This is a genomic window from Roseateles aquae (assembly GCF_032337115.1).
Taxonomy (GTDB): Bacteria; Pseudomonadota; Gammaproteobacteria; order Burkholderiales; family Burkholderiaceae_C; genus Roseateles_C; species Roseateles_C aquae.
Genome location: NZ_JAVXZY010000011.1, coordinates 205,116 through 217,158, shown reverse-complemented (window position 1 = coordinate 217,158; position 12,043 = coordinate 205,116). Strand labels below are relative to the sequence as shown.

The window sequence follows — 12,043 nt, the reverse complement described above, 5'->3', positions numbered from 1 at the left end:
TCTGCGCGGTGCTCCAGCACCATACGCACCGCGCGCTCGCGCACCTCAGGCGAAAACTTCGGGGACTTCTTCATGGCTCCATTCTCCAGAGTTGGAGCCTCCTCGAAATCCGGGGCGATTCAGCTCGCCGGGCTCGATGTGATTAAGCTTGACGCCCTTGGCCGCAGCCCATTCGATGAAGTCGTGGCTGGTCATCTCCGGGCCGTTGTCCATGCGGACGCTGTCCGGCGCGTCATACCACTCGATCAGGCGGTTCAACGCTCGAATCAGCCGCGCCGATGGAATCGAGATGCCGACCTCGAGGCACAGCGCCTCGCGGTTGGCTTCGTCGATCAAGTTGAGCTTGCGGAATCCGGGGCGTTTCATCCCCACTATTGGTGACGCTCGGACACGCTCATCCGTGCAACATTCAAGATCAGGGAAAGAGGTCTGCCTCAATTGGGCAGCTAGTTTCTGTCCTTTCCCCATTGCTTTATCAGGAAACAGCGACAGTTCGAGTGATGCCGAATGACTTGCTTGGGTCGAGCCACGACGGCAGGCCGCTCAGCCCGAACGTCTAGGTGTTGACAGCCTAGGATTGCCCGCAACGAGTGGCAATGACAGGGAGGTCGATAGATTCGATCCGGCCGGCTGTAGGTCTTGGCAAAGCCCCACTGACCTGAGTTGCGCCTCGCCACCTCCAAGGGAACGTACGATGTCAGAGCCAGTAGACGGACATGCCGCAGAGCAAGCCCAGACGCGCGCCGCGCAAATGGCCGAACTTCTAACACTCACGAATCTGCCTGACTTTCAGGCTCGGTTGGCAGAGCTGGTCTCAAAGCAACTCGCACTGCCGAGTAGCCAACCAACTCTCGACAAGCTGGGCGCCGATCGATTCATCTATGAGGCACTTGCACGTGCCCCCGGGCAAAGCGCAATCGAATCGCAGGTGGCTCTCTATCTGAAGGTACGCTATTGGGGCGCCTTTGCTGCAATGAGCCTAGTTCTGGGCCTCTTTGGACTCGGCTCCTGGAATGCGTACTCCACATCGCAAAATGCCGAACTGAAGGCTGAGGAAGCAGAGGAGAAGGCCAAGTCTGCGCTGGCACGCGCATCCGATGCAGCGGCGGTGGTCGCAAGTCAGACTAGGGACATGATGGCTGCCATCACGTCGGCGCAACACTCGGCATCAGCGGCAGCGTCTAGTGCTGAAGCTATTCGCTCGCAGGTCGTCAACACAGCGACTGAAACTGCCGCTGCGGCCAAGGCCTCGAAGTTCTCAGCGAATGCGGCCGAAGCCAGCGCGCGCTCAGCAATCGTCAAGGCCCGGGAGGCAGAAGAAAGCGTAGGAAGCGCCTCCAATCAAGTTCAAGTCCTAAAGGGACAAGCCAAGCTCCAGAGCGACTTGATGAACGCTGGTGCGCTGGACATTCTCTTTATTCAACAGCGAACTTCCGGAGTGGTTGACTTGCCAAGACCGAGCGGTGGCTTGTTTCGGGTCAGGTTCGAGATCAGCGATATCACCAGCCCGGAGCGTCGCGACGACAAGAAGAATGACACTGCGTTCGGCGACGTGACGGTGAGGGTCGATGGGGAAGTAGTAAAGCAGTTCAAGGTGAAAGCCAATGACAGCGCTGCCTTGTCCGATTGGGCCAGCATTCCTGGGACAGAGGGCTTGTACCTGTACAAGGTCGATCAAGTCTTCTACATATTTGGTCACAGGGGCACTGACTACGCGGTGATTCGCGTGAAAGGAAGCCAGGCGCTCTTGGATTGGTTCAACAGGCGCAGCTCAGAACGCGGTCGTCGCGTAGGCGAATAAGCGGGTCCTTCTTCCCGATGTTTCGCCTATCGATGCCGAGATTCACAGCCGTGTTGCGCCTAACGGGTTCTTCAACCTAACGCGCTACGGCAGTCGCCGCGTAGCCGTTGCAGGCGATCGTGGCACTTTCCTTCCGCGGCCAAGTGGCACCTTCCTCTGAGTGCCGGTCAACCCCCTTGAGCGACTGCTTTCGTGCCAGCTGTTTGACGTAGTCGATCGGCCGCTCAGGGTCGAAAACAGTCGCTAGATAGCCGTGGGTTGATCATCGGCAAACAGCTAGAGCATGCCACCCCGCTTCTGAGCATTTGCATCCTTGCGTTTGTTTAGTAAAACGCACTAAATTCAATCCATTCTTGCCCCATCGATTGACGCCCCTCCCACCCGCCGGATATAAAAAATACCCATGAACAAACGCGTCGAATGCAGCGCGTTTGGGGCACTAAACAAGGCGATTCAGGCGTTTAATAAACCTGGCCCGCAATACGACGGAGACAGCGGATGGATGCAATGGCAGTGGGCCTGTGGGGTGCGCGGTGGGGGGCGCAGCTGTGAGCCAGCCCGTCACCATCCGCGACATCGCGGAGGCCACCGGGCTGTCGATCGGCACCGTGTCGCGGGCGCTGAAGAACCAGGCGGGCATGACGGAGGTGACGCGCAACAAGGTGCGCGAGGCCGCGCAGCGGCTGGGTTATGACCTCTCGCAGCTGAAGAAAGGGCGCATCCGGCGCATTGCCTTCCTGCTGCACAGCCAGCACAACACGCTGGCCTCCAGCCCCTTCTTCTCGCCGGTGCTGCATGGCGCCGAAGAGGCCTGCCGGCGCGAGGGCATTGCGCTGTCCTTCGTGGTCGTCGGCCCGGCGCAGCCGGTGCTGGAGCAGGTGCGGGTGCATCAGCCGGATGCCATCCTGTGTGCAGGCTTCTTCGAGCCCGAAGTGCTCAGCGCGCTGCAGCTGACCGGCAAGCCGGTGGTGCTGGTGGACATGCACCGCCGCGGCTTTGCCTCGGTGAACCCGGACAACGCGCTCGGCGGCTTTCTCGCCACCCGCCATCTGCTGCGCAGCGGCAAGCGCCGCATCGCGATGCTCTCGGGCTCGCCGGCGCACTACAGCATCCAGCAGCGCATCCGCGGCTTTCGCCGTGCGCTGTTCGAGGCCAAGGTGCATGCCGATCCGGATCTCGAAGTCATCGTGCCGACGATGGGCGAAGGCGACGAGGGCGTGGTCGAGGCGATGCGCAGCCTCCTGAAGCTGCCCAAGCGCCCCGATGCCGTGTTTTGCTACAACGACAGCACGGCCCTGGTGGCGATGAAGACCTGCCTGAACGAAGGCCTGAAGATTCCCTACGACATCATGGTGGTCGGCTTTGACGACATCAGCAGCGCGGCCGTGGCCGTTCCGCCGCTGAGCACCGTGCGTGTGGACAAGGAGGCCTTGGGCGCCTCCGGCGTGAGCCTGCTGCTGCGCCACAACAAGCCCGAAGAGCCTCCTGCCGAGTTGACCCTGCCGGTCGAAATGATCGTGCGCGAAAGCAGCTGCGACGAGTAGCCCCACCCCAAGCAGCGCCCCTACCAGTTCCATCACCATGACCCAACACCCCGACTATCGCTCTCGGGCGGTGCTGCTCGCCCATGCGCAGCACAGCATGAGCTTCTACCACCCGCGCTGCATCGATCCCAGCGGCGGCATGTACCACTTCTTCAAGGACGACGGCAGCGTTTACGACGCGCATCAGCGCCATCTGGTCAGCAGCACACGCTTCGTCTTCACCTATGCGATGGCCTACCGCCACTTTGGCGAGGCCAGCCATTTGCAAGGCCTCAAGCATGCGCTGCAGTTCTTGCGCGAGGTGCATAGAGACACTGAATATGGCGGCTACACCTGGCTGCTGAACTGGAAGGACGGCCAGCGCGAGGTGCTGGACGGCACCCAGCACGCCTATGGCCAGGCCTTTGTGCTGCTGGCCTATGCCCACGCGGCGATGGCCGGGCTGGACGAGGCGCGGCCCTGGATTGCCGAAGCCTTCGAGCTGCTGGAGCGAAGCTTCTGGGACGCCGAGGCCGGCCTCTATGCCGACGAAGCCAGCCGCGACTGGCGCCAGCGCGCCAGCTATCGCGGGCAGAACGCCAATATGCATGCCTGCGAAGCGATGCTGGCGGCCTACCGCGCCACCGGCGAGCTGCGCTATCTGGAGCGCGCCTACACGCTGGCCCACAACATCACCCAGCGCCAGGCCCAGCGCTGCGGCGGCCTGATCTGGGAGCACTACGACCTGCACTGGCAGCCGGACTGGCTGTTCAACGTCAATGACCCGGCGAACCTCTTCCGTCCCTGGGGCTACCAGCCTGGCCACTTCACCGAATGGGCCAAGCTGCTGCTGCAGCTGGAAGCATTGGGTGGCGCACATGGCGGTGCTCTGGGCAGAGACCTGAGCTGGGCCCTGCCCACCGCCGAGCGCCTGTTCAAGGTGGCGGTGGAGAAGGGCTGGCATGCCGAGCACGGCGGCCTGTGCTATTCGATCGCGCCCGACCTCAGCATCTGTGATGCCGACAAGTACTTCTGGGTGCAGGCCGAGAGCGCCGCCGCCGCCGCCCTGCTGGCCGAGCGCACCCAGCATCCCTTCTACTGGGACTGGTACCAGCGCCTCTGGGCCTACAGCTGGACGCATTTCGTCGACCACGAGCACGGCGCCTGGTGGCGCATCCTCGACGCGCTGAACCGCAAGTACAGCGACGAGAAGAGCCCCGCCGGCAAGGTCGACTATCACACCATGGGCGCCTGCTACGACATCGTGGCCGCGCTTGATGGCAAAGCTGGCGAGGCTGGCCATGCATGACGCACCGCTGATGCTCTGCGCCGGCGAGGCGCTGACCGACTTGATTCACCAGGGCGAGGAACGCTGGGTGGCCCGCGTGGGCGGCTCGGTCTGGAACGTGGCGCGCGCGCTGGCCGCGCTGGGCGAGCGCACCGCATTTGCCGGCGCGATCAGCCGCGATCGCTTCGGCAACGAACTCTGGGCCGCCAGCGAGGCCGTGGGCCTGGATCTGCGCCTGCTGCAGCGCGTGCAGCGCGCGCCGCTGCTGGCCATCGTCGAGCAGGGCGAGCCGCCGCGCTACTTCTTCATCGGCGACGACAGTGCCGATCTGCATTTCGATGTCGAGGTGCTGCCCGAGGGCTGGTCGCGCCGCCTGCGCTGGGCGCATTTCGGCGGCATCAGCCTGGCACGTGAGCCGCTGGCCTCCAGGCTGGTGGCCCTGGCCGAGCGGCTGAAGGAGCAGGGCGTGGCGATCAGCTACGACCCCAACTACCGCAATCTGATGGACGAGCGCTACACGCCCACGCTGCAGCGCATGGGCGCGCTGGCCGATCTGATCAAGGTGTCTGACGACGATTTGCGCGGCCTGTTTCCTGAGCTGGAGCAGGACGAGGCGCTGGCAGGGCTGCGCGTGCCGAACCCGCAGGCGTTGTGCCTGCTGACCCGCGGCGGCGCAGGCGCCAGCCTCTACCGTGGCAGCGAGCGCGTGGATGCCCGCGCGCCGGCGGTGCAGGTGGTGGACACCGTGGGCGCTGGCGATGCCAGCGTGGCCGGCCTGCTCTACAGCCTCAGCCGCCACGCCGAGCGGCCGCTGCAAGCGCACTTGCACGCGGCGCTGGCGGCTGGCTCCGCGGCCTGCCTGCAGTCCGGCGCCACGCCACCGACACCGCAGGCCATGGGCCATTTGTTCGAGATGCTGCAAGCAGAGAAGAAGCAAGAGGTTTTTTCATCATGAGCTCCACCCCCTTCACTCCCATGGTTCGCGCCCTGAAAGGTCTGCGCGTGCTGGCGTTGGCCGTGCTGCCCGCCGTCTCCGCCATGGCGCATGCGGCCACGCCCGCCCTCAAACCGGTCACCGAGGCCGAGTCCGCCGTGCTGGCCCAGCGCGTCAAGGATGAAGCCCGCCATGCCTGGCAGGGCTACAAGCAGTACGCCTGGGGTCACGATGCGCTCAAGCCGCTGAGCAAGAAGCCGCACGACTGGTATGCGCAGTCGCTGCTGATGACGCCGGTCGATGCGCTGGATACGCTGATCATCATGGGCCTGAAGGACGAAGCCGACGAGGCCCGTGAGCTGATCGCCACTCAGCTCTCCTTCGATCACGACATGAAGGTGCAGAACTTCGAGATCACCATCCGCCTGCTCGGCGGCCTGCTCTCCGGCTACCAGCTCAGCGGCGATGCGCGCCTGCTGGCCAAGGCGGAAGACCTGGGCAAGCGCCTGCTGCCGGTGTTCGATTCACCCACCGGCCTGCCCTACACCCATGTGAATCTGCGTACCGGCCAAGTCAGCGGCACGGTCAGCAACCCGGCTGAGACCGGCACGCTGGTGCTGGAGTTCGGCCTCTTGAGCCAGCTGACGGGCAATCCGGTCTACTTCGAAAAGTCCAAGCGTGCGTTGGTCGAGACCTACCGCCGCGCCGCCCCGAGCGGCGTGGTCGGCTCGGCCATCAATGTGGAGAGCGGCCGCTGGGAGCGCACCGACGCGCACATCGGCGGCGGCATCGATTCCTACTACGAGTACCTCTACAAATGCTGGCGCCTGTTCGGCGATGCCGAGTGCAAGCAGATGTGGGATCACAGCATTGCCGGTGTCAACCAGGTGCTGGGTGAGGACACGAAATCCGGCTTCTGGTACGGCCATGCCGACATGAACAGCGGCAAGCGCATCAAGACGCAGTACGGCGCGCTGGACGCCTTCATGCCCGCGCTGCTGGCGCTGGGCGGCGACCTGAAGCGGGCGCGCAAGCTGCAGGAATCGGGGCTGCGCATGTGGCGGCTGCACGGCGTGGAGCCGGAGTCCATGGACTACCGGACGATGAAGGTGCTGTCGCCCGAGTACGCGCTGCGGCCCGAGATCATCGAATCGGCCTATTACCTGCACCACTACACCGGCGACGCCCGCTACCGCGCCATGGGACGCGAGTTCTTCGAGGCCTTTGTCCAGCATTGCCGCAGCGAGGCCGGCTATGCGGCGCTGAAGGACGTGCGCAGCAAGCAGCAGGAAGACTCGATGGAGAGCTTTGTGTTCGCCGAGACCTTCAAGTACTTCTACCTGCTGTTCGCGCCCAAGACGGCGCTGGACTTCGAGGCCGTGACCTTCAACACCGAAGCCCATCCGCTGCGCCTGCCGGCGCGCTGAGTTGCCATCGCGGGGATGCTTGCCATGCTGTCAAGAACGAACCACAGAGACACAGAGACACAGAGGAAGTCACGCAGGGCACAAAGGCAGCACCGCCTCTGTGGCTCTGTGTCTCTGTGGCGTCTTGCACTCGGCGCAGCGATGCTCCTGCCGGCTGCTGTGCTGCAGGCCGCGCCGGACGCGATGCCGGTCAACACCTTCATCGGCACGCAGGATGAGGGCAACACCTTCCCCGGCGCCTCGGCGCCTTTCGGGATGATCCAGGTGAGCCCGACGGGTGAGCATTACGCCGGCTGGCGCTACAGCGATACGCGCATCCGCGGCTTCGGGCATTTCTATCTGTCCGGCGCCGGCTGCTGGGAGCAGGGCGGCCAGCTGCCGGTGCTGCCGGTGACCGGCCGCATCGGGCCCGGCGGCGATTTCGATACCAGCAAGGCCGAGAGCTTCGACTACAAGCGCTATGCGGCCGAGTACACGCACCAGGGCGAGGTCGGCCGGGCCGGCTACTACAAGGTGCAACTCACCAGCTACGGCGGCATCACGGCCGAAGCCACGGCGCTGACCCGCGCGGCCGCCGAACGTTACACCTTTGCCGCCGGCACCTCCACCGGCCACCTGCTGCTGAACCTTGGCCAGGCGAACGAAAAGCATGCGGTGGTGGGCAGCGAGGTGCGTGTGGTGGACGAGCGCAGCGTCGAAGGCAAGATCACGACCAAGAGTTTCTGCGGCGGTGCCCAGTACACGACCTGGTTTCGCATGGTCTTCGACCGCCCCTTCAGCGCCCACGGCATCTGGGACGATCGCGGTGGCAAGCCCGGCGCAAAACCTGGGAGCTCGGGCCCCAGCCAGCAGGGCGAGGCCCGCCCGCATGGCGTGTGGCTGAGCTTTGATCTGACGCATGGCCCGGCGGTGACGGCGGTCAGCGCGGTCTCGCATGTGGATGCCGAAGGTGCTCGCGTGAATCTGCGCGCCGAAGGCATGGCCGGCACGCAGCCGCTGAGCTTCGACGCGATGCGCGAGCAGGCCGAGGCGAACTGGCAGCGCGAGCTGGGCAGCGTGCGCATCACCGGCGGCAGCAACGACGATCGCACCGTCTTCTACACCGCGCTCTATCACGCCCTGCTGCAGCCGCTGACCGGCAATGATGCGGACGGTCGCTATCGCGGTTATGACGATGCCATCCACACCGCCAAGGGCTGGACCTACTACGAGTTCTTCTCGCTCTGGGACACCTACCGCGCACAGAACCAGCTGCTCGCGCTGCTGCGCCCCGAGCGTGCCCGCGACATCGCCACCTCGGTGCTGAAGATCCGCGAGCAGGGCGGCTGGCTGCCGCGCTGGGGCTATGCGAACTTCGACACCAACATCATGACCGGCGACCCGGTCACGCCCTTCCTGGTAGACCTGTGGCGCTATGGCGCGCTGAAAGGCCGCGAGCGCGAGGCCTATGCGGCGCTGCGCGAGAACGCGTTTGGTGTGCCGCGTAAGTTGGTCCGCCCTGAGGGCCGGGCCGGTAATCCCAGCTATCTGAGCCAGAGCTTTGTGCCCTACGACCGTGCCTACCCGGCCAAGGGCATGGATGTGGACCCGCACCACGGCGCCTCGGCCACGCTGGAATACGCGCTCGGCGATGGCGCGCTGGCGACGATGGCCCGTGCGCTGGGTCATGCCGACGATGCGCGGTTGCTCGCCCAGCGCGCGCTGAACTGGCGCAAGGTCTGGGACGGCTCGGTGCAGGACCGTGAGGCCGGCCAGACCGGCTTCCCGCGCCCACGCCTGCCCGGCGGCGACTGGTTCAGCGAGATGGACCGCAGCTACGACCCCCGCTCCGAGCGCGGCTTCCATGAAGGCACGGCCTGGCAGTACCAGTGGCTGGTACGCCAGGACATCCCGGGCCTGGTGGCGGCCATGGGGGGCCCGGCGCAGGCCGGCCAACGTCTGGACCAGTTCTTCGACTACCCGGCGCTGCTGGCCGATCCGGCCGCGGCGGTGCGCAAGTCCTGGGTGGTCGGGCCCTACAGCTATTACAGCCAGTTCCGCTACAACCCGAACAACGAGCCCGATCTGCACGCGCCCTGGGTCTACACGCTGATCGGCCAGCCCTGGAAGACGACGACGGTGCTGCGCGCCGCCGAGACGCTGTTTGCCAACGCGCCCAACGGCGTCACCGGCAACGACGATCTGGGCACGATGTCGGCCTGGTACCTGTTCAGCGCGCTGGGCCTGTACCCGGACATGCCGGGCAGCGGTCGTTTCCTCTTGCATGCGCCGCGCTTTGCCCGTGCCGAGATCGATCTGGCGCCAGGCCGCACGCTGCGCATCGAGGCTCAAGAGGCGCAAGCCGGTGAGCGCCGCTATGTGCAAGCGGTCAACTGGCAGGGCCGGGCGCTGAACAGGGTCTGGCTCGATTGGGAACAGCTGCAGTCCGCCGGCACATTGGCGTTTAAGCTCGCGGCGCAGCCCGACACCACAGGCTGGGGCACCCGCGCCGCCCATCTGCCCCAGCCCCCCGCCGGCCTCGCCCCCTGAACGGCAGCCCGAGCAAACCAACCGACACAGAGCAACAGCAGGAGACAAGCACGATGGCAAACATGGCACACCACACGGCCAGCGCCGCGCCGCAGCCGAGCGCAGGCGGGGAAAAGTTCAACGGCGAGGGCAACACGACGGCGCCGCTCGTCATCGTCACCCTGCTGTTCTTCATGTGGGGCTTGATCACCTCGCTGAACGATGTGCTGATCCCGCATCTGAAAGCCATCTACACGCTGAGTTATGTGCAGGCGATGATGGTGCAGTTCTGCTTCTTCGGCGCCTATTTCATCGTCTCGCTGCCGGCCGGTGCGCTTATCCGCCGCATCGGCTATCAGAAGGGCGCGGTGGCTGGCTTGCTGATTGCCGCCAGCGGCTGTGCGCTGTTCTATCCGGCGGCGTCCAGCGGCTACGGCCTGTTCCTGTTCGCCTTCTTTGTGCTGGCCTCGGGCATCACGGTGCTGCAGGTGGCGGCCAATCCGTATGTGACGGTGCTCGGCCCGGCTCGCACGGCCTCCAGCCGGCTGAACCTGACCCAGGCATTCAACTCGCTGGGCACGACGATTGGCCCAGCCGTTGGTGGCGCGTTGATCCTCGCCGCCGTCGGCGCCGTGGCCGATGCGGCCAGCGTGCGTGGCCCCTATCTGGCGCTGGCCGGCGCCCTGGCGCTGCTGGCCGTGCTGTTCCTGGCCGCCAAGCTGCCGCAGATTGCCGATGGCGACGACGTGCCGCTGGCCGGCGAAGGCCAGGGGTCGGCCTGGGCGCATCGCCATCTGGTGCTGGGCGCCATCGGCATCTTTTTGTACGTTGGCGCGGAGGTGAGCATCGGCAGCTTCCTGGTCAACTTCCTCGGCGAGGCTCAGATCGCTGGCCTGGCTCATGCCGATGCGGCCCGCTATGTCAGCATCTACTGGGGCGGTGCGATGGTGGGGCGCTTCATTGGCTTTCTGGTGATGCGCGCCGTCAGCCCCGGCAAGGCGCTGGCCTTCAACTCGCTGCTGGCGATCGCCTTGGTGCTCACGGCCATGCTGGGCAAGGGCCCCATCGCGATGTGGGCGATCCTGTCGGTCGGCCTGTGCAACTCCATCATGTTCCCGACCATCTTCAGCATGGCGCTGCACGGCCTGGGCAAGCATACCGGCCAGGGCTCCGGCATCCTGTGCATGGCCATCGTCGGCGGCGCCGTCGTGCCCTTTGCGCAAGGCGCGCTGGCCGACAGCCTGGGAGTGCAGGCCTCCTTCCTGCTCCCTGCGGCCTGCTATGCCTTCATCCTCTACTTCGGCGTCAAGTACGCGCGGATGTACGCGGCGCAATGAGTGGAGGCCTGAGTCAACGCCATCGGCGTGCCCGCGTTGAGCACATAGCCTGGGGCCAAGAGCCCCAGGCGCTTCAACAAAGGCACCCACGATGACCACGCTGACTCTGAGCTACACCGGCCCCAGCACCCAAGCCCGCCAAGCCCTCGGCGGCCTGTTGCAGCGCTTCCGCACGGCCTATTTCGTCGAACGCAGCAGCCATGAATACCTCGTCACCGCCGACCCCGCCACCGCGGCCGAACTCGCCGCGCAAGCGCAATGGCAGGCGCTGCCGGCACAAGACACCGACAGCCTCAGCGCGGCGACAGCCGGGGTGAAGATGAGGCGTCAGGGCTGAGGCCTGCCGGCAATTCGGTTCCAGCCTTTTTGCGTGGACGCGAGCGCCTCAGGCCAGCCCTTCGAGATCACCGGATGGGGGCTGCAAATGATCACGGCCTCGTGCAGGCTATTGTCTTCAGCCACGCCCTCTCCCTCGATAGCCGAAGAGCAGGAGCGCAACGACAAAGGCCACAAGGATCAAGCCTACAGGGCCAAGGCCCCAACCCATGCCCATGCCCCAATACAGCCCACCTCCGCCACCAAACAACAGCAACAGCACAATCAAGACAAGCAGTACATCCATGATCTTCTCCTTCAAGCTGTGAAGCTTTGACGTTTCAACTGCAAGGGCTGGATGCGCCGGAAGCTTGAGCCGGCCGGCAGCCACGCGGTCGCCAACTACGAACATCGTCAACGCGTCGCAAAGCAGCTGGGCCGGTTTGGTCTTGCCACGCGATTCGTGCCGAGACGTTCGACCCGAACGCTGCAAACTTTGCGACACGCTGACGCCACAGAGAATCTGCGCGGTGACGTTCCGAGTCTGTGCGATGTCATACGAAGCCAAGAATGTCTGCTTCGCCCGGGCGCCGTCGGGAACACCGGTCTTGCGCAGCGCAGCAAGAGGCCTGCTTGCAGAACCATCTGGCTCCCGGCGGCGTCGTCCCATCGGCGGTGCACTAGCGTGGAACCGTCGCCGGGTGGCCTCGTTGCACTGCCAGTCGCGATGCGGGCTGGTGCCTTCTCCGGGTTCATTCGCAGGCGAAAAGTTCAGGCACCTGAGGTTTTCGACGGCGGCATGTGAGCGTGAACAAAGTCGCTGAAACGTCAATCGCACCTGCGCACCGCCTGCGCTCGGCATGAGGCTATTCCGGAAATGCATAACCAGCCCGAATGCGGGAGTTACGGC

10 protein-coding genes are annotated in these 12,043 nt (G+C 65.0%); 8 read left to right on the top strand and 2 right to left on the bottom strand.

Annotated elements, in window-relative coordinates; translation table 11 throughout:
- Positions 1-45 precede the first annotated feature (45 nt).
- Positions 46-366, bottom strand: coding sequence for a DDE-type integrase/transposase/recombinase (locus RQP53_RS21915; protein ID WP_315652833.1), 321 nt, complete (start codon positions 364-366; stop codon positions 46-48).
- A 328-nt stretch (positions 367-694) separates the two neighbouring features.
- On the opposite strand from RQP53_RS21915, the gene RQP53_RS21910 reads away from it, so the two are divergent.
- From RQP53_RS21910 to RQP53_RS21875, 8 genes are all read left to right on the top strand, one after another.
- Positions 695-1,801 carry a hypothetical protein gene (locus RQP53_RS21910; RefSeq protein WP_315652832.1) on the top strand — a complete coding sequence of 369 codons (1,107 nt, stop codon included), beginning with the start codon at positions 695-697 and terminating at the stop codon, positions 1,799-1,801.
- A 548-nt stretch (positions 1,802-2,349) separates the two neighbouring features.
- Positions 2,350-3,345, top strand: coding sequence for a LacI family DNA-binding transcriptional regulator (locus RQP53_RS21905; RefSeq protein WP_315652831.1), 996 nt, complete (start codon positions 2,350-2,352; stop codon positions 3,343-3,345).
- A gap of 37 nt (positions 3,346-3,382) precedes the next feature.
- Positions 3,383-4,633: an AGE family epimerase/isomerase gene (locus tag RQP53_RS21900; RefSeq protein ID WP_315652830.1), complete on the top strand. Its 1,251-nt coding sequence runs from the start codon at positions 3,383-3,385 to the stop codon at positions 4,631-4,633.
- Positions 4,626-5,567 (top strand): carbohydrate kinase family protein, encoded by a 942-nt coding sequence (locus RQP53_RS21895; RefSeq protein WP_315652829.1) that lies wholly within the window; start codon positions 4,626-4,628, stop codon positions 5,565-5,567. The genes RQP53_RS21900 and RQP53_RS21895 overlap by 8 nt, the downstream gene beginning before the upstream one ends.
- Positions 5,564-6,973, top strand: coding sequence for a glycoside hydrolase family 47 protein (locus RQP53_RS21890; RefSeq protein WP_315652828.1), 1,410 nt, complete (start codon positions 5,564-5,566; stop codon positions 6,971-6,973). Before RQP53_RS21895 ends, RQP53_RS21890 begins: the two co-directional genes overlap by 4 nt.
- 141 nt (positions 6,974-7,114) lie before the next feature.
- Positions 7,115-9,502 carry a GH92 family glycosyl hydrolase gene (locus RQP53_RS21885; RefSeq protein WP_315652827.1) on the top strand — a complete coding sequence of 796 codons (2,388 nt, stop codon included), beginning with the start codon at positions 7,115-7,117 and terminating at the stop codon, positions 9,500-9,502.
- A gap of 53 nt (positions 9,503-9,555) precedes the next feature.
- A complete protein-coding gene (locus RQP53_RS21880; protein ID WP_315652826.1) occupies positions 9,556-10,818 on the top strand; it encodes a sugar MFS transporter in 1,263 nt (420 codons plus the stop codon).
- 91 nt (positions 10,819-10,909) lie between these two features.
- Positions 10,910-11,155 carry a hypothetical protein gene (locus tag RQP53_RS21875; RefSeq protein WP_315652825.1) on the top strand — a complete coding sequence of 82 codons (246 nt, stop codon included), beginning with the start codon at positions 10,910-10,912 and terminating at the stop codon, positions 11,153-11,155.
- 117 nt (positions 11,156-11,272) lie between these two features.
- Here RQP53_RS21875 and RQP53_RS21870 read toward each other — a convergent pair whose 3' ends face one another.
- Positions 11,273-11,803: a hypothetical protein gene (locus tag RQP53_RS21870; RefSeq protein ID WP_315652824.1), complete on the bottom strand. Its 531-nt coding sequence runs from the start codon at positions 11,801-11,803 to the stop codon at positions 11,273-11,275.
- Between the last annotated feature and the right edge of the window lie 240 nt (positions 11,804-12,043).

Excerpts from the sequence above, each read along its gene's own strand:
- RQP53_RS21875 (WP_315652825.1), top strand. The coding sequence starts at position 10,910 with ATGACCACGCTGACTCTGAGCTACACCGGCCCCAGCACCCAAGCCCGC.
- RQP53_RS21885 (WP_315652827.1), top strand. The coding sequence starts at position 7,115 with ATGCTCCTGCCGGCTGCTGTGCTGCAGGCCGCGCCGGACGCGATGCCG.
- RQP53_RS21910 (WP_315652832.1), top strand. The coding sequence starts at position 695 with ATGTCAGAGCCAGTAGACGGACATGCCGCAGAGCAAGCCCAGACGCGC.
- RQP53_RS21895 (WP_315652829.1), top strand. The coding sequence starts at position 4,626 with ATGCATGACGCACCGCTGATGCTCTGCGCCGGCGAGGCGCTGACCGAC.
- RQP53_RS21890 (WP_315652828.1), top strand. The coding sequence starts at position 5,564 with ATGAGCTCCACCCCCTTCACTCCCATGGTTCGCGCCCTGAAAGGTCTG.
- RQP53_RS21915 (WP_315652833.1), bottom strand. The coding sequence starts at position 366 with ATGAAACGCCCCGGATTCCGCAAGCTCAACTTGATCGACGAAGCCAAC.
- RQP53_RS21880 (WP_315652826.1), top strand. The coding sequence starts at position 9,556 with ATGGCAAACATGGCACACCACACGGCCAGCGCCGCGCCGCAGCCGAGC.
- RQP53_RS21900 (WP_315652830.1), top strand. The coding sequence starts at position 3,383 with ATGACCCAACACCCCGACTATCGCTCTCGGGCGGTGCTGCTCGCCCAT.
- RQP53_RS21870 (WP_315652824.1), bottom strand. The coding sequence starts at position 11,803 with ATGGGACGACGCCGCCGGGAGCCAGATGGTTCTGCAAGCAGGCCTCTT.